Origin of the sequence: Marinobacterium sp. MBR-111 (genome assembly GCF_040547585.1) — a bacterium.
Taxonomy (GTDB): domain Bacteria; phylum Pseudomonadota; class Gammaproteobacteria; order Pseudomonadales; family Balneatricaceae; genus Marinobacterium; species Marinobacterium iners.
The window spans coordinates 58,539-74,805 of sequence record NZ_JBEPQA010000005.1; the positions used below are offsets into that span (position 1 = coordinate 58,539).

Below are 16,267 nucleotides of genomic sequence, written 5' to 3' on the forward strand. Positions count from 1 at the left end.
AGATGAGCACAGGCCGTTTTATCACTGTTGAAGGCATAGAAGGGGTGGGCAAGACCACCAACCTGGAATTCATCCATCAGCAGCTTTTGAGCCGAGGGCTGGATGTCGTGCGTACCCGAGAGCCGGGCGGAACACCGTTGGCGGAATCGATCCGTGAACTGCTGTTGGCTCCGCGCAATGAGCCGGTCGCTGAACTGGCTGAGCTGCTGTTGATGTTTGCAGCTCGTGCGCAACATATCGAACAATGTATCAGGCCTGCTCTGCAACGGGGTGCATGGGTGCTCTGTGATCGTTTTACCGATGCCACTTACGCTTATCAGGGGGGCGGGCGAGGTCTGGATCAGTCACGCATAGCCCAGCTCGAAACCCTTGTGCAGGGTGGGCTGAGACCTGATCTCACGATTCTGCTGGATCTACCCGCCCGTCAGGGTATGGCACGAGCACGTGCACGCAGCATGCCGGACCGTTTCGAGGCCGAAGCGGAAGTGTTCTTTGAGCGAGTACGTGACTCTTATCTGCAGAGAGCGGCTGCCGAGCCGCAACGCTTTGCCGTGATTGATGCAGCCCCGCCGCTGGAGCAGGTGCAACAGGCTGTCGGTCAGGCGCTTGCAAGGCTGGAGAGTATCGATGCCTGCTGAGCAACTCTATCCCTGGTGTGAGCTACAATGGCAGCGTCTGCTGCAGCAGCGAGCCTCAGACCGTCTACCGCATGCCTTGCTGCTGTCAGGTCCTGCAGGTGTTGGCAAGGAAGGCTTTGCAGAAACATTGGCAAGCCTGTTGCTTTGCCATCAGCCGAATAATGATGCTCCCTGCGGTCACTGTCACAGTTGTGAGTTGCATGCAGCCGGCCATCACCCCGATCTTGTGCGCGTTTCTCCGGAAGCGGAGGGTAAGCCGATCAAGGTGGATCAGGTGCGTGAGTTGATCGAACATCTGCACAGTACTGCACAGCAGGGCGGTTACCGGGTGGTGATAATGAGTCCGGCGGAGTCGCTTAATACCTCTTCGGCCAACGCCCTGCTGAAAATTCTTGAGGAACCGGGGCGCAATACACTGCTGTTACTGGTATGCCATCAACCCGGGCAGTTGATGCCAACCATTCGCAGTCGCTGTCAACGAATCGATTTCGCCACACCTTCGGCTGAGCAGAGCGAGCTCTGGTTGCAGCAGAAGCTTAAGCTGGAACAGGATCGGGCAGCCCAGCTGCTGCGGCTGTGTCATGGCGCTCCCCTTAAGGCTCAGGCGCTGTATGAAGGCGATCTGCTGGAGCAACGCAAGAAACTGATGTCAGGATTGGCTGATCTGTTGCGAGGACGTATGGCAGCCAGTGAGCTGGCGCAACAACTGCTTAAGGCGGACCTGCTACAATGCCTGGACTGGATCAATAGCCTGTTGAGCGATATTGTACGTATTCAGCTGGCTGATCTGCAGGAGCCTGCCGTTAATGCTGACATGAAGCGGATGTTACAGGCCATTGCCAAGCGAGCGTCCAGTGCGCAGGTATTTGCACTGGCAGACAGAATTCAGGAAGAGCGCGTCAGTCTTTTGCTGCGTCAGAACCCGAACCGGCAGCTATTGCTGGAAAGGCTGTTGCTGCAGTGGGCTGAGCTGTCACGTTAAACAGAGGAGCGTTGTATCCATGGCGGTAATACCAAGAATCAGTCACGGTATCCTGTCGCTGTCCATCGATAATAAGGACAGCCTTTATAAAGCGTATATGCCATTCGTCACCAATGGTGGCCTGTTCATTCCGACAACCCGAACCTATCAGTTGGGGGAAGAAGTGTTCATGTTGCTGATGTTGATGGATGAACCCGATAAGGTACCGGTTACCGGTAAGGTTATATGGGTCACGCCCAAGGCGGCCCAAGGTGGTCGAATACCGGGTATCGGCATTCAGCTGTCTGGTGATGATGCTGCTCTGGTACGCAAAATCGAGACTTATCTGGCTGGTGCAATGGAGTCGGGACGACGTACCAACACCCTTTGATCAAGAGTTAACATGTTTATAGATTCACATTGCCACCTCGATATGCTGGACCTGTCACGGCATGATAATTCCCTCGATAACATAATGGCGGCGGCCCGCGAGCGTCAGGTTGGGCAAATGCTCTGCGTGTGTGTCGACCTGAACAGGTTCGACAGCATGGTTTCTGTGGCGCAAAGTCAGCCCAATGTCTGGTTTTCTGCCGGCATTCATCCGTTGCATGTTGAAGAGAGTCCGTTTGATCGGGAGCGACTGGCAGAGTTGGCTCAGAATCCACGTATTGTGGCACTGGGCGAGACTGGTCTTGACTATCACTACACCAAAGAAACACTGGAACAGCAGCAGTCCAGCTTTGCCGGGCACCTGCAGCTGGCGGCCGAGATGGATCTGCCCGTGATTGTTCACACCCGCGATGCGCGTGAAGATACCATCCGCCTGATTCATGAGCATGGCAGTTCGGAATCGGCCGGCGTGTTGCATTGCTTTACCGAGTCGCTGGAAATGGCGAAGTCGGCACTTGATCTCGGTTACATGATCTCGTTTTCTGGCATCATCAGCTTCCGTAATGCAGCAGAGCTGCGCGATGTAGTGAAAGCGGTGCCCCTGGAGCGGATGCTGATCGAAACTGATTCCCCATACCTGGCGCCGGTACCTCACCGGGGCAAGCAGAATCAGCCGGCCTATGTGGCAGATGTTGCCGCATGTGTCGCCGAGCTTAAGGGTATTTCAGTCGAGCAGGTTGCCGAGCAGACTACGGCCAACTTCCATCAGTTGTTCAAGCGTACTCAGCCCTGAAATGCATTATTTTCAGCCTCCGGTCGATTATATCGAGCCTGTATTTCGTCCTCCGAGCGAAGCTGATTCGCTGATTCTCCAGGTCACCAATGGTTGCAGCTGGAATCGCTGTACCTTCTGTGACATGTATATTGACGACCATAAGCGCTTCAGGCCCAAGCCTGAATCAGACGTTCTGGCCGAGATCGAACGTTGTGGTCAAGTAATGCCCTGGGTGCAACGTGTATTTCTGGCAGATGGTGATGCCATGGCATTGTCGGTAAGGCGCCTGAGCAGCATTCTGGAAGCGATCCGTACGCATCTGCCACAGGTACGAAGAGTGTCGGCGTATTGTTTGCCAGTCAACCTGAAGCGCAAGAGCGTGGAAGAGCTGCAATGGTTGCGTGAGCTCGGGCTGACACTCATCTATATGGGGGCTGAAAGTGGCTCTGACAACGTCCTGGCGGCCTTCGACAAAGGGGAAACCTTTGAGAGTACTGCTGAAGCTCTGCTCAAGGCGCAAAAGGCAGGCATAAAGCGCTCCGTAATGCTGATTAACGGGGCAGGAGGTCGGCGGTATTCCGATGAGCATGCCGAAGCTTCAGCTCGGCTGGTCAACTTGACGCAGCCAGAATATCTGGCAACTCTGGTGCTGTTCTTTCGTCGAGGTGCCGAACAGCGTGTGCGTGCCGGCTACGATGGTGATTTTGAGCCTTTGGATGCGGAAGGTCTATTTCGTGAAATGCATCTGTTGATCAGTGCGACCGAGCTGAAGCAGACGGTCTTTCGCAGTGATCATGTATCCAATGCACTGGTGTTGAAGGGCACGTTGGGGCGGGACAAAGCACGTTTGCTGTCAGAGATTGAAGCAGCTGTTGAGTGGGCGCAGCAACATCATATTCCAATGCGCCAGCAGGAGCGTTTCTAAGGGGGCCTAAGCCCCCTTAGAGCTGGCTTAGTAGCCGCGTTGGGCCTTGAGCTCTTCTTCGCTCAGCGGGGTGATGCTCAACAGCATTTTGGTCAAGTCGAGCAGAATGATCAGGATGTTGTTGTAGTAGCAAACGCCTTGTACAAAACGCTTGGTGGAGTCATCGCCGGAAACATTCGGGGCGCGATCCACATCGTTGTGCGGCAGGTTGATGACTTCATCCACACTGTCGACTACAAGCCCGATCACTTCCTGTTCATTGAACTCAACCACGATGACGCGTGTGTCGTCATCATAAGGTACCAGTGGAAGTCCAAACATGCGGCGGGTATCGATGACGGTCACTACATTACCGCGCAGGTTGATGATTCCCAGTATCGCCTTGTCGGCTCCGGGTACCGGAGTAATCTCACTGAAGCGCAGGACTTCTTTAACCTGCATTACGTCGATGCCATAGAGTTCATCATCTACCCGAAAGGTTGCCCACTGATGGTAGACAATCTCTTCCTGCTGGGCACGGCGTGAGCGTTCGGAATCGGCCTGTTGTCCGGCCTGCAGTGTTTTCAGGTGTTCAGCCGCGGCGTTTAGACTCATGCTGTTCTGTCCTGTGTAATCCAAGGTTGCAACCATTCAAGGCTGGATTCTGTTTGGCCTGAAGGGTTGTATTCAAGACTTATATAGCCGGAGTATCCCATAGCCTCAATAGCCTTGAAAAGGTTAGAGAAGTTAATTTCACCGCTGCCGGGCTCATGACGGCCTGGAACGTCCGCGATCTGTATATGTCCGATGTGTGTACTCAGGCGATTCAGAGTGTTGATCAGGTTCCCTTCCATAATCTGCATGTGATACACATCATACTGCAAACGGGTACTCGGCAGATCAAGGCGTTTGATCAGGTCTACAACCTGAGTACTGTGGTGCAAGCGGAAACCCGGCAGATCTTCGGTGTTGATTGCTTCGATCAGCAGCTCAACATTGGCCTTATGGCACTGCTGAGCGGCCAGTCGCAGGTTTGATTCCAGTGTCTGCTGAATCTGTTCTTCGTTTTGCCCGCAAGGTGTAATGCCAGCCAGGAAGTTGAGCTTGGGCACACTCAGCCGCTTTGCCCACTGCAGCGCAAGCGCCAGGCCATCCGCAAATTCACTTTGGCGCCTTGGGTCACAGCACAGGCTGCGATCGCCATTGTCCCAGTCACCGGCCGGAATATTGATCAGTATCAGCTCTAGCTGCTGTTGACTCAAGGCATCGGCAACAGCTTCCAGTCCAAGAGCGTAAGGAAACTGGATTTCGACAGATGAAAAGCCGGCGGCACGGGCAGCCGCGAAGCGCTCCAGAAACGGAAGTTCGGTAAACAGCAGGCTGAGGTTGGCGGCAAAACGCAGCATGGTCAGAGACAGTTTTCCGGTTTGGGCAAACCTGCCAGCAATGCTGCGATTTTGGCTGGGCTGCCTGGAAACAGTTGCATCAGGTAGATACTGCGCCCCTTGTCCTTGCCGAGTTTTTGGCTGACAGCTTTGACCAAAGGACGCATGGCGGGGGATAGCTGGTACTGCCGATAAAAGTCACGCAACAGATACAAAATTTCCCAGTGGGCATCCGTCAGCTCAATTGTCAGTTCTTGAGCCAGATGTGATGCAACTTCAGGAGTCCATTGTGAGACATCATAAAGATAGCCTTCTTCGTCAAGCTCCACGGTGCTTCCGTTAATACTGAGTATTGTCATATCAAAACCAGTTTATGACACTATCATGAGTTACCGCCAGTTCAACAAATCCGGCATCGTCCACACAGCTGACTCCATCTGGGGTGATACCCCGTGCAAGCAGATCAGGCTCAAGTGCCAGAATGCGCGCGGGCAGTCGTGTCAGTTCGTTCCTGTAGTGTGGCAGCAGCCAGTAAACAGCTTCTTCAATCAGTAACAGTGAGTCGTTTTCGCTCAGGCTGGCAGCACAGGTCTGGAAGGCTGTGCGATCAGAAGGAGAGGTGTTCAGCGTGTGCAGAATCATAGCGTTATAACCCGAGAGTGTCGTGCCATCAAAGCCCGTATTTCGTCCTGATCCAGTACGGCAGGGGCAGGATCAAGCCGTGAGGCTTCCAGGCCATGTAGAGCAAGACTTTGGGTGCTTGTATAGACTTGATCTATATCGTACATCGGCAGTGCTCCCAGCATGGCGTTGGGGCTTTTCTGGCCAATGCGACCGCTTTGTTGATCTGGCAAAAGCTGCAGTACCGCATCGTCAAGCAACAGAAGTGTCACGGGTAGTTCAAACAGTGCGCAGCTGAGTGCAACATCAATGGCATCACGTGCGGCGGATGATGAATAGGGTGCGCGCCGGCAGATGATCAATACATCGGGCTTGCTCATCCTCGACCTCCGAACGTGATAACACGGTCTGACTGGATCAGAGCCTCACTTAATTGTCCCAGGCCTGACAACTCAAAACCGGGTGCCAAATTGGCAGCGGGCTTTTCATATCGTTTGGCCTCGTTTTCATCGAGAACACCGCGGCGAACAGCGGCTGCGATGCATACGACCAAATCCAACTGATGTTCCTGCGCCAGTAACTGCCATGCCAGCGGCACGGACTGCTCATCTCTGGGCGGAGATGCCAGTGCGCTGGCGTTATGTACCCCATCGCGGTAGAAAAATACCCGGTAAAGTTCATGCCCGCTTGCCAGTAATGCGCGTGCAAAACGCAGCGCGGTATCGGCCGATGCAGATTGGTAGGGGGCTGAGTGGATAACAAGGGTGAATTTCATTGTGGAGACCAGACATAAAAAAGCCCCGCAATCTTAACAGATATGCGGGGCCGGGTGGCAGTCGATGATCAGTCGTCGCTGAAAGCGCTGACCAGGCTGAGCAGATGTACAAACAGGTTGTAAATGCTCAGGTACAGGCCAACTGTAGCCATGATGTAGTTTGTATAACGGCCGTTAACAATGTTGCTGGTGTCATACAGGATGAACCCGGCCATCAGCAGCACGACAGCAGCCGAGAATGCCAGGCTAATACCGGAAATATCGACACCAAACAGTGGCAGTACGAACAGAGCCAGCATCGCTACAATAAGGATGATTGAGCCTGCTGCCAGGAACCCTCCCATGAAGCTGAAGTCCTTGCGAGAGCTGAGTACATAGGCGGACAGCCCCAGGAAGGTGATGGCAGTCATGCCCATGGCGGTCATCACGACCTGTCCACCGTTTGGCAATGCCAGATAGTGGTTAAGCAATGGCCCCAGGCCAAAGCCCAGCAAGCCAGTAAAGGCGAAAGTCAGCGGCAGTGCAGCGGCCGAGTTCTGCTTGCGGTTAATGACAAACAGCAGTACGAAGCTCAGGATCACACTGCCGAGATACACCATGAACGGAGGGTTGATTGCCATGGAGATACCCGCTGTCACGGCACTGAATACCAGTGTCATGGCCAGCAGCATATAGGTGTTACGGATGACCTTGTTGGTCTCCAGTACCGCCTGCTGAGAGCGGCCTTCGAATGTGCGAACGTTATCCATCATTAACCTCTTGTTGGTGTCCATCGGTACTGATAACGGATTCTAATTGGGTTTCACGCAGGTTTCGACCGTTTAACTGCAAAAAGATTCCCGGTAGAATTTTGCGTTTTGTTTTTATCTGCCGTTGATGCCAAGGGTAGCCTGTGACCGACTCAACTGAGCTTGTTGTTCTTTATGAAGATGAATACCTTGTGGCTGTTCACAAGCCGGCCGGATTGCTGGTGCATCCCAGCTGGATAGCGCCGGCGAGAACACCGAACCTTGTTTCCATGTTGAAGCAGCGCTACCCCGGTGAAACCGTGCATACGGTGCATCGTCTTGATCGTGCAACCTCGGGGGTTATTCTGTTCGCACGTCGAAAGGACGTAGGGCAGCATCTGCAGCAGCAGTTCATCGAGCGCAGCGTTCGCAAGGTCTATCTGTGTGTCGTTAGAGGCTGGACGGAAGAGGCTGGAGTGATCGATTATGCGCTCAAGCCTATTCATGACAAATATGCGGATCCACTGGCCAATCCAGACAAGGAACCGAAAGAGGCAGTGTCGGAATATCGGCGACTGGCGACCGTATCCTTGCCGATTGCGGTGGGGCGCTACCTCGAGGCGCGCTACTCACTGGTTGAGGTTAAACCGAAAACCGGGCGCAAGCACCAGATTAGGCGTCATATGAAACATATTCTGCACCCCATCGTCGGTGATACCAAGCACGGGGAAGGGCGCCACAATCGATTGTTTCGTGAGCACCTGGATTCGCATCGTTTGCTGCTGATGGCTGTCGCGATAGAATTTGAGCATCCGGTGACAGGGCAGAAGGTTAAAATTGAATCTGGTGTTGGCGACGGTGTCGAGGGGTTGTTCAGGCGTCTTGGTTGGGTAGAGGGCTACCCGGTCAGCAGCAGTGTGACTCTGAGCTGACCGGTCAGGGGCTCAGGACAGCCAGTTGTCTGGATCGTTTTCGTCAGCGAACACCTGCGGCCACTCATTGCGGTGGTTGAGCATTTCACGGGCAATGGACTTAGCGCCTTCCAGGTCATGGCTTGCGGCCCAACCGCACTGCAGTTCATTACAGGCAGGCACTTCCGTTGCATCCAGCACGTCCTGCAGGGTGCGCGCCAGCACTGCAAGAATTTCACTGTAATCATCGTGGTTCATGACCGAAAGATAAAAGCCGGTCTGGCAACCCATGGGGCTGAAATCCAGCACGCAATCCAAGTGGTTGCGTATCAGCTCAGCAATCATGTGTTCCAGCGAATGCAGTGATGGCATTGGCATGTGTGCCTGATTGGGCTGGCAGAATCGAATGTCATATTTATGCACTCGATCCTGTTTGCCTTCGGTAACGCCGACCAGACGAACATAAGGAGCAATGACTTTTGTGTGGTTGAAGTTGAAGCTCTCGACGTTCATTAAAAAACCTTTTTGAACAATTAATTAGGGATATCATCTCCAGTAATGCATACGGTATGGATGCGATGCCGGGTATGATGTTGTTGGTGCTATGATAGCAGAGCTGTTGGTTGCTGGCAGGGGTGGTTGAGATTCAGATGGCTGTTGAGCGGCATCTAGGGTAAGCTAGTGCGCAGTGATTTTTCAATTATAAGTTACACCTCATATCGCCGTCACGCTATTCCGGCTTGTCGGCTATCCCTGTTGTACTTCAAGAGACTAATGTTGCATGAGTTTTGCTTCTCTGGGGCTGTCAGCTCCGTTGCTGAAAGCGGTAGCTGATCAGGGCTACGACACCCCTTCCCCCATCCAGTTGCAGGCGATTCCTGCTGTGTTGGCAGGTCGTGATGTAATGGCGGCCGCCCAAACAGGTACGGGTAAAACAGCCGGATTTACGCTGCCGATGCTGGAGCGCCTGGTAGGCGGAAAGCCTGCGGGTGCTAATCAGGCACGGGCTCTGGTATTGACACCAACCCGTGAACTGGCTGCTCAGGTGGGCGAAAGCGTTGCTACCTATGGGCGTAATCTGAAGCTGCGCTCTGCTGTGGTGTTTGGTGGTGTGAAGATCAACCCGCAGATGCAAAAGCTGCGCGGCGGAGTGGATGTATTGGTCGCGACGCCAGGGCGTCTGCTGGATCTGTATCAGCAAAATGCCATCCGCTTCAATCATCTGGAAATTCTGGTGTTGGATGAAGCCGACCGTATGCTGGATATGGGCTTTATCAATGATATTCGCAAGATTATGGCGCTGCTGCCGGCTCGACGTCAGAACCTGATGTTTTCGGCCACGTTTTCTGACCCGATTCGCAAGCTGGCCAAGGGTATTGTGAATGATCCGGTTGAGGTGTCGGTTAGTCCCGGCAACATTACGGCGGATACAGTCAGGCAGTGGTTGAGTCCGGTTGATAAGAAGCGAAAGCCGGATCTGTTGCTTGAATTGATTCGCCAGCATGGCTGGAAGCAGGTGCTGGTGTTTACAAAAACCAAGCATGGTGCCAACAAGCTGGCCAAGTTTCTGGATGATGCTGGTGTCAAGTCGGCCGCCATTCATGGCAACAAAAGCCAGGGTGCACGCACCAAGGCGCTGGCTGACTTCAAATCCGGCGCGGTAGAGGTGCTGGTCGCAACTGATATCGCGGCTCGCGGGCTGGATATCGACCAGCTGCCGCAGGTAGTTAACTTCGAGCTGCCAAATGTGGCCGAAGATTATGTGCATCGCATAGGTCGTACTGGTCGTGCCGGTGCAACAGGGCAGGCTGTTTCGCTGGTGTGTGCCGATGAGGCTGATCTTTTGTTCGGTATTGAGCGTTTGACGCGGCAGACGATCGAGCGTCAGGAGGTTGAAGGCTTTGAGCCTGTGCATCCATTGCCGCCTGCGGGTACTCGAGTGCCTGCGTCAAAGCGTGGCGGTGAGCAGAAGCGGGGCGCCCGCAAGCCCAAGGTAGAGCACAAGGATGGTCAGAAGCCGGCTGGCAGCGCGCATGCTCGTCGTCGTGCTCGCCGCCCCCGAGCGGTTGCCGCTGCGGGTTAACAATTGAGGGAGGGGGTGCCTCGGTTTGTCGGGGCGTCCTGTCTGCGCAAGCTGCTGAATATTTTGATACAAAAATCAGGCACAAAAAAAGCGACTCGTGGTCGCTTTTTTTAGATTCGGCAGTAAGAGCAAGCTTACAGCGGAACGATGTTCTCAGCCTGAGGACCTTTCTGGCCCTGAGTGACCTTGAACTCAACCTTCTGGCCTTCGTGCAGGGTTTTGAAGCCTGAACCCTGGATAGCGCTGAAGTGAGCAAAGACGTCCGGACCGGATTCCTGCTCGATGAAGCCAAAGCCTTTAGTTTCGTTGAACCACTTAACGGTGCCGGTAGTAGTAGACATGATGATCTATCCTAAATTTCAAAATATTTTTTTGCCAAGACTGTGTCGAGGCGGTTTGCTCTAAAAGTTGCTATCTACTTATGAATCTCAGGACGAGTACTAACTACAAGGCAGGACTTCGAAATGGTCGTACGTAAATATATGCGTTACTTTCAAGCTGAAAATCATTCTATACGGTTGCCTCGCCTTGTCAATCAAATATTACGGGTGTTGTTAAAATAAATCATAGCTTGTGTATGTGAATTAAGTACACAATACGTATTGTGTACTTAATTTTATTCTTTATGGCGAGTGTGTGATTCAGGGTTGAATAGGGCTGGAGTCATGCGTTTTGTGCGGTTCTAAATTGCGAATTGAACCTGTCGTGGTAGCATGAGTTTTTTCCGCCATATCGAACCCTGAAGCGCTATCTCAATGACAATGAAGCCCTCCTTTGCTGAAGCACTTGAAAATCTGACTCGTCCCCCGCGCATTGCTCTTATCGGTGCAATGGATCAAGAGATCGAATTACTCAAAAACTCCCTGCAGGGTGTCGGCACCCACATGGTGGCTGGTTATCCCTTTTATACTGGAGCGCTTGATGGCGTTGAGGTGGTGTTACTCAAGTCCGGTATCGGTAAGGTCAATGCCGCGATAGGTACAACCTTGCTGTTGCAGCAGTTTGAGCCAGATTGTGTCATTAACACCGGATCGGCCGGCGGGTTTGATGCTGCGCTCAATGTAGGCGATGTCGTGATTTCGGATGAGGTTCGTCATCATGATGTGGATGTAACGGTATTTGGTTATGAGCCTGGTCAGGTGCCCGGGCTGCCCGCAGCGTTCACGGCCGACCCCTTGCTGGCGAGAATGGCAGAGGAGTGCATTGCACAGATGCCTCATGTCAATACGGTTCGAGGGCTTATTGCAACCGGTGATAGTTTTATGAACTGTCCGTCGCGTGTGGCGAGCACTAGGGTTCTGTTTCCGTCCATGAAGGCGGTCGAGATGGAAGCTGCTGCCATCGCCCAAACCTGTCATCAATTCGGTACGCCTTTTATCGTTATCCGTGCGCTTTCGGATATTGCAGGCAAGGAGTCGAATCTTTCATTTGAGCAGTTTCTTGATAAGGCGGCACAACATTCAGCCGAGATGGTAATTGCCATTGTGAAACGGATCGCCGCAAGGGCTACAAACAACGCAAAGTAATAATCATAAATAATTGTTATTTAAGGAAATTGACATGATCAATTCTTTCCATCCCCCGCTGCGAACTCTTATGGGACCAGGGCCTTCTGATGTTAGCCCGCGTGTGCTTGCGGCCATGGCTCGCCCAACTATTGGGCATCTTGATCCTGCCTTTATTGGCATGATGGATGAAATCAAGCAGCTGTTGCAGTTTGCCCTGCGCACCAACAACGAATTGACCATGCCTGTTTCAGCACCGGGCTCGGCGGGGATGGAAGCGTGCTTTGTTAACCTGGTTGAGCCGGGTGACAAGGTGATCGTCTGCCAAAACGGTGTGTTCGGCGGGCGCATGAAAGAAAACGTTGAACGCTTCGGTGGCATCGCTCTGATGGTTGAAGATGAATGGGGCACAGCGGTCAGCCTGGATAAGGTCAGGGCGCTGATGGAGCAGCATGACGACATCAAACTGCTGGCCTTCGTTCATGCAGAAACCTCAACCGGTGTTCGTTCCGATGCAGAGGCTTTGTGTCGCTTGGCGCGTGACTATGGCTGTTTGACCATTGTTGATGCAGTCACCTCTCTGGGTGGGATAGAGCTTGAGGTTGACCTCTGGGGGATAGATGCCATCTATTCAGGCACTCAAAAGTGCCTGTCGGCCCCGCCCGGAATTTCTCCCGTCAGTTTCAGTGAGCGCGCGCTCGAAAAGGTGCGGCAGCGAGAGAGTCGTGTCCCCAGCTGGTTCCTTGATAAGAAGTTGGTGATGGGATACTGGGGTGGAGGGCAGAAACGCGCCTACCATCACACGGCGCCAGTTAATGCGCTGTACGGTTTGCATGAGTCGTTGGTCATGCTGCAGGAAGAGGGTATCAAGCAGGCTTGGGAGCGTCATCAGTACCATCATCAGGCCTTGCGGGCTGGGCTTGAGACGATGGGGCTTCATTTTACTGTTGATGCGTCAGTGCGTTTGCCTCAGCTGAATTCGGTTGCAGTGCCGACTGGAGTTGATGAAGCCCGTGTACGTTCACTTTTGCTGGAGCGTTATGGGCTTGAAATCGGTGCGGGCCTCGGGGTTCTGGCGGGTAAGGTATGGCGTATCGGTCTTATGGGCAGCTCATGCACGCGGCGTCACGTTATGGTATGCATAGATGCGCTCGAAAATACGCTGCTTGAACTGGGTGCTGATATTCATGCGGGTGTGGCTGCACAGGCTGCATCGGCTGCTTACGCCGAGTAAGGAGAATATATCATGGCTAAAATCGCTTTTATCGGCTTGGGTGTCATGGGTTTTCCGATGGCAGGTCATTTGGCGCGCGCCGGGCATGATGTGTGTGTCTATAACCGTACCCGCAGCAAGGCCGAGCACTGGTGTGCTACCTATTCCGGCCGTTCTGCCGCGACACCGGCTGCTGCTGCAGAGGGTGCCGAATTCGTCTTTACCTGCGTGGGTAACGATGACGACTTGCGTCAGGTGACTACCGGAGCGGAAGGTGTTTTGAAAACGCTTTCACCAGGTTCTGTGCTGATAGATCACACCACGGCTTCTGCTGAAGTGGCGCGGGAGTTGGATTTACAGGCTAGAGAGCAGGGTTGTGGCTTTCTTGACGCTCCTGTTTCGGGTGGTCAAGCCGGAGCCGAAAACGGTGTACTGAGTATCATGATTGGCGGGGTGGAGGCTGATTACGGCCGGGTTTCGCCTCTGCTTGATGCGTATGCCAAGTCTCATCGTTTGCTGGGTGAGGCCGGCAGTGGTCAACTTGCCAAAATGGTCAATCAGATCTGTATTGCCGGGCTGGTTCAGGGTTTGGCTGAGGCTGTGCACTTCGTCAAGCGTGCGGGGCTTGAGGGGGAGGCTGTTTTTGATGTAATCCAGCACGGAGCTGCAGGGTCATGGCAGATGGCAAACCGTCATCAAAGCATGCTGGATGATCGTTATGACTTCGGGTTCGCTGTGGACTGGATGCGCAAGGATCTTCGAATTGCGCTTGAAGAAGCCCGGCGTAATGGTGCGCGTCTCCCGGTTACGGCGCTTGTTGACCAGTTTTATGCTGATTTGCAGGCCGAGGGCAATGGTCGACTGGATACATCAAGTCTGCTCAAAAGGCTTGAGAAAGGGAGCTGAACTGCAGATAATGCCGTTCTTTCGCCCAGCGGTGCGAACAGAATTATTACAATGATTGAGGAGCAGTTTCTATGTTGAATATCGATAAATACAGCATGATTTCATTCGCACCGAGTATTGCGATTGTGGCGGCGATGCTGGTAATGACGTTTCTTGGTGTGCGCTTTCTGAAGCGAGAAATCGCCAAGGATGCTGCCCGAGCACAGCAAAAGAAGTAAAAGATTTGGCGGCCTTGGTCGCCTGATTTTCCGGAGGTGAATCAGGCCTCTACCCGTCAAGGAGGGATCAGATGACAACCATCAATAGTCGGCGTCATGCAGCCTCGGTTGCGCAGCCGAGTGAGCGTGAGCGCCATCCTCTACTGTCTGACAACGACATCAACACCATTCTGGTGAATGGTGCGCAGATCTCTCTCAGTAAGTTGAAGCGGGCACGTAGTTTTGATGCGCGTCTGTATTACTATGCTGAAATCGGTGTCTATCTTGAGGTGTCGCTCTCCCGGGGCGCGGGTATTCTGGATGCAACCCGTGAGCAGCTTGAAGCCATTCATCGCGAGGCCACCCACCTGCATATGGATGCCAACAAAAACCTGAATGAAGTTAGCTGAAGAGCAACAAGACCCGGCTGCCGATAGCGCTGTCGGGTTTGACAGCAAGGCATTCCTGCGCCGATTAACCCAGCGGCCCGGTGTGTATCAGATGTATGATGCCGGCGGAAAAATTCTTTACGTTGGTAAAGCTAAAAATCTCAAGAGCCGGGTCAGCAGCTATTTTCGCTCCAGTGGGCTGAGTACAAAGACTCAGGCACTGGTTGCTCGTATCTGCCGTATTGAGGTCACCGTCACCGGCAGTGAGACGGAAGCTCTGTTGCTGGAGCAAAACCTGATCAAGCAGCAGCGTCCTCCCTACAATATTTTGCTGCGCGACGATAAATCCTATCCCTATATCTTTGTCAGTGACCGCGATACTTTCCCGGCCATCACTTTTCAGCGGGGGGCAGGGCGTAAAAATGGGCGCTATTTTGGCCCCTATCCCAGTTCCGGTGCAGTGAAAGAGAGTCTCAATCTGCTGCAGAAGGTGTTTCGGATTCGCCAGTGTGAAGACAGTTTCTTTCGAAATCGCTCTCGCCCCTGTCTGCAGTATCAGATCAGGCGCTGTACGGCACCCTGTGTCGGCCTGATCAGTGAGGATGCCTATCGTCAGGACCTCAATCACGCAATGCAGTTCCTGCAGGGGCGTAGCCAAGAATTGATGCAGACACTGGCGCAGGAAATGGAGGATGCCGCCGCCCGTCTTGAATTTGAGCGTGCCGCCAGTCTGCGTGACCAGATCAGTGCATTGCAGCAGGTACAGGAGCAGCAGTTTGTCAGTGGGCAAAGTGGTGATGCCGATGTGCTGGGGTGTGCAGTTCAGCCTGGTGGTGTCTGTGTTCATGCACTGTTTGTGCGTGGTGGGCGCGTCATCGGCAGCAAGGTTTATCATCCTCGGGTGTCGATTGAGGATACGCCAGCGGAAGTATTGTCTGCTTTTATCGCTCAGTTTTATTTAAGCGGTCCACGTGAGATTCCTGCAGCCGTGATTGTTTCCGTTGAGCTACCTGATCAGGAGTGTATTCAGCAGGCCTTGGAGCAGCGGCGCGGACGCAAGATGGCCATCATGTCGCGCGTGAGGGGGGATCGCGCTGGTTGGCAGCGTCTGGCCCAAACCAACGCGGAGCAGCAGCTGGGCAGTCATCTGGCCAGTAAGCAGAATATCTATAATCGCTATTTGGCACTGCAGGATGCACTGGGGCTGGACTCAATCCCGCAACGCCTTGAATGCTTTGATATCAGTCACAGTTCAGGCGAGGCAACAGTAGCCTCCTGTGTTGTCTTTGACCGAGAGGGGCCGAAGAAGTCGGACTATCGGCGTTTTAATGTTGAAGATATAACAGGCGGGGATGACTATGCCGCCATGCATCAGGCCCTCAGTCGTCGGTATACACGAGTGCGCAAGGGGGAGGGGGTGTTGCCGGATCTGTTGATCATTGATGGTGGAAAAGGGCAGGTTGCACAGGCAGTGATGGTTATGGAAGAGCTGCAAATCAACGACGTACTGGTCGTAGGAGTGGCGAAGGGGCCGACTCGGAAAGCGGGCTTTGAAGTGTTGATTCGTGGTGATAGCGGGGAAGAGACTGTGCTTGCATCGGATTCGCCCGCTTTGCATCTATTGCAACATATTCGTGATGAATCGCACCGGTTTGCCATTACAGGGCATCGGGCGAGGCGCGGCAAAGCGCGCCGCAAATCAACCTTGGAAGGAATATCTGGAGTAGGCCCCAAGCGCAGACGCGAACTGCTGAAGCATTTTGGTGGTGTCAAAGAGGTCGAGCGGGCCAGTGTTGAAGAAATCGCAAAAGTCTCTACTATAAGCCGGACGTTGGCACAGGAAATTTATGCCGCACTCCACCCCGAAAGTTGAAGCAGGAAGTAAC

General features: G+C 53.5%; 22 protein-coding genes. 13 read left to right on the plus strand and 9 right to left on the minus strand.

Going from position 1 to position 16,267, the window contains the following annotated elements; translation table 11 throughout:
* The first annotated feature begins 2 nt into the window (after positions 1 to 2).
* The 5 genes from tmk to ABIE61_RS05010 are packed head-to-tail and all read left to right on the plus strand — an operon-like array spanning position 3 to position 3,689.
* Positions 3 to 638 carry a dTMP kinase gene (gene tmk / locus ABIE61_RS04990; RefSeq protein WP_206834231.1) on the plus strand — a complete coding sequence of 212 codons (636 nt, stop codon included), beginning with the start codon at positions 3 to 5 and terminating at the stop codon, positions 636 to 638.
* Complete coding sequence (locus ABIE61_RS04995; RefSeq protein ID WP_206841785.1) at positions 628 to 1,620, plus strand: DNA polymerase III subunit delta'; 993 nt, start codon at positions 628 to 630, stop codon at positions 1,618 to 1,620. Before tmk ends, ABIE61_RS04995 begins: the two co-directional genes overlap by 11 nt.
* A gap of 19 nt (positions 1,621 to 1,639) precedes the next feature.
* A complete protein-coding gene (locus tag ABIE61_RS05000; RefSeq protein WP_091824011.1) occupies positions 1,640 to 1,990 on the plus strand; it encodes a PilZ domain-containing protein in 351 nt (116 codons plus the stop codon).
* A gap of 12 nt (positions 1,991 to 2,002) precedes the next feature.
* A complete protein-coding gene (locus tag ABIE61_RS05005) occupies positions 2,003 to 2,782 on the plus strand; it encodes a TatD family hydrolase (protein ID WP_354407302.1) in 780 nt (259 codons plus the stop codon).
* 1 nt (position 2,783) lies between these two features.
* Positions 2,784 to 3,689 carry a radical SAM protein gene (locus ABIE61_RS05010; RefSeq protein ID WP_354407304.1) on the plus strand — a complete coding sequence of 302 codons (906 nt, stop codon included), beginning with the start codon at positions 2,784 to 2,786 and terminating at the stop codon, positions 3,687 to 3,689.
* A 27-nt stretch (positions 3,690 to 3,716) separates the two neighbouring features.
* Here ABIE61_RS05010 and ABIE61_RS05015 read toward each other — a convergent pair whose 3' ends face one another.
* From ABIE61_RS05015 to ABIE61_RS05045, 7 genes are all read right to left on the minus strand, one after another.
* Positions 3,717 to 4,283 carry a chemotaxis protein CheW gene (locus ABIE61_RS05015; RefSeq protein WP_091824021.1) on the minus strand — a complete coding sequence of 189 codons (567 nt, stop codon included), beginning with the start codon at positions 4,281 to 4,283 and terminating at the stop codon, positions 3,717 to 3,719.
* Positions 4,280 to 5,074: a hydroxypyruvate isomerase family protein gene (locus ABIE61_RS05020; RefSeq protein WP_354407307.1), complete on the minus strand. Its 795-nt coding sequence runs from the start codon at positions 5,072 to 5,074 to the stop codon at positions 4,280 to 4,282. Before ABIE61_RS05020 ends, ABIE61_RS05015 begins: the two co-directional genes overlap by 4 nt.
* Before the next feature lie 2 nt (positions 5,075 to 5,076).
* A complete protein-coding gene (locus tag ABIE61_RS05025; protein ID WP_206841773.1) occupies positions 5,077 to 5,412 on the minus strand; it encodes a TusE/DsrC/DsvC family sulfur relay protein in 336 nt (111 codons plus the stop codon).
* A gap of 1 nt (position 5,413) precedes the next feature.
* Complete coding sequence (gene tusB, locus ABIE61_RS05030; RefSeq protein WP_091824030.1) at positions 5,414 to 5,695, minus strand: sulfurtransferase complex subunit TusB; 282 nt, start codon at positions 5,693 to 5,695, stop codon at positions 5,414 to 5,416.
* Positions 5,692 to 6,054: a sulfurtransferase complex subunit TusC gene (gene tusC, locus ABIE61_RS05035; RefSeq protein WP_091824032.1), complete on the minus strand. Its 363-nt coding sequence runs from the start codon at positions 6,052 to 6,054 to the stop codon at positions 5,692 to 5,694. Before tusC ends, tusB begins: the two co-directional genes overlap by 4 nt.
* Positions 6,051 to 6,449 carry a sulfurtransferase complex subunit TusD gene (gene tusD / locus ABIE61_RS05040; RefSeq protein WP_206841771.1) on the minus strand — a complete coding sequence of 133 codons (399 nt, stop codon included), beginning with the start codon at positions 6,447 to 6,449 and terminating at the stop codon, positions 6,051 to 6,053. The genes tusC and tusD overlap by 4 nt, the downstream gene beginning before the upstream one ends.
* 68 nt (positions 6,450 to 6,517) lie before the next feature.
* Complete coding sequence (locus tag ABIE61_RS05045) at positions 6,518 to 7,198, minus strand: Bax inhibitor-1/YccA family protein (RefSeq protein WP_354407312.1); 681 nt, start codon at positions 7,196 to 7,198, stop codon at positions 6,518 to 6,520.
* Between the two features lie 143 nt (positions 7,199 to 7,341).
* Between ABIE61_RS05045 and ABIE61_RS05050 the strand changes: the two genes are divergently transcribed.
* Positions 7,342 to 8,109 (plus strand): pseudouridine synthase, encoded by a 768-nt coding sequence (locus tag ABIE61_RS05050; protein WP_354407315.1) that lies wholly within the window; start codon positions 7,342 to 7,344, stop codon positions 8,107 to 8,109.
* 12 nt (positions 8,110 to 8,121) lie between these two features.
* On the opposite strand, the gene ABIE61_RS05055 is transcribed toward ABIE61_RS05050, so the two are convergent.
* Complete coding sequence (locus tag ABIE61_RS05055; protein ID WP_091824044.1) at positions 8,122 to 8,601, minus strand: S-ribosylhomocysteine lyase; 480 nt, start codon at positions 8,599 to 8,601, stop codon at positions 8,122 to 8,124.
* 268 nt (positions 8,602 to 8,869) lie between these two features.
* Here ABIE61_RS05055 and ABIE61_RS05060 point away from each other — a divergent pair, with 268 nt between their 5' ends.
* Positions 8,870 to 10,171: a DEAD/DEAH box helicase gene (locus ABIE61_RS05060; protein WP_354407318.1), complete on the plus strand. Its 1,302-nt coding sequence runs from the start codon at positions 8,870 to 8,872 to the stop codon at positions 10,169 to 10,171.
* 134 nt (positions 10,172 to 10,305) lie between these two features.
* Here the strand turns inward: ABIE61_RS05060 and ABIE61_RS05065 are convergent, their stop codons facing one another.
* Positions 10,306 to 10,512 (minus strand): cold-shock protein, encoded by a 207-nt coding sequence (locus ABIE61_RS05065; RefSeq protein WP_091824050.1) that lies wholly within the window; start codon positions 10,510 to 10,512, stop codon positions 10,306 to 10,308.
* 414 nt (positions 10,513 to 10,926) lie between these two features.
* Between ABIE61_RS05065 and mtnN the strand changes: the two genes are divergently transcribed.
* From mtnN to uvrC, 6 genes are all read left to right on the plus strand, one after another.
* A complete protein-coding gene (gene mtnN, locus ABIE61_RS05070) occupies positions 10,927 to 11,697 on the plus strand; it encodes a 5'-methylthioadenosine/S-adenosylhomocysteine nucleosidase (protein WP_206841696.1) in 771 nt (256 codons plus the stop codon).
* A 34-nt stretch (positions 11,698 to 11,731) separates the two neighbouring features.
* A complete protein-coding gene (locus ABIE61_RS05075) occupies positions 11,732 to 12,910 on the plus strand; it encodes a pyridoxal-phosphate-dependent aminotransferase family protein (protein WP_354407322.1) in 1,179 nt (392 codons plus the stop codon).
* Between the two features lie 12 nt (positions 12,911 to 12,922).
* A complete protein-coding gene (locus ABIE61_RS05080) occupies positions 12,923 to 13,795 on the plus strand; it encodes an NAD(P)-dependent oxidoreductase (protein WP_354407324.1) in 873 nt (290 codons plus the stop codon).
* Positions 13,796 to 13,866: 71 nt separating this feature from the next.
* Positions 13,867 to 14,013, plus strand: coding sequence for a hypothetical protein (locus ABIE61_RS05085; protein WP_175527586.1), 147 nt, complete (start codon positions 13,867 to 13,869; stop codon positions 14,011 to 14,013).
* Positions 14,014 to 14,084: 71 nt separating this feature from the next.
* Entirely contained in the window at positions 14,085 to 14,402 is a 318-nt protein-coding gene (locus ABIE61_RS05090) for an excinuclease ABC subunit C (RefSeq protein WP_091824061.1), read from the plus strand.
* Complete coding sequence (uvrC, locus tag ABIE61_RS05095; RefSeq protein ID WP_354407326.1) at positions 14,389 to 16,254, plus strand: excinuclease ABC subunit UvrC; 1,866 nt, start codon at positions 14,389 to 14,391, stop codon at positions 16,252 to 16,254. The genes ABIE61_RS05090 and uvrC overlap by 14 nt, the downstream gene beginning before the upstream one ends.
* Positions 16,255 to 16,267 lie beyond the last annotated feature (13 nt).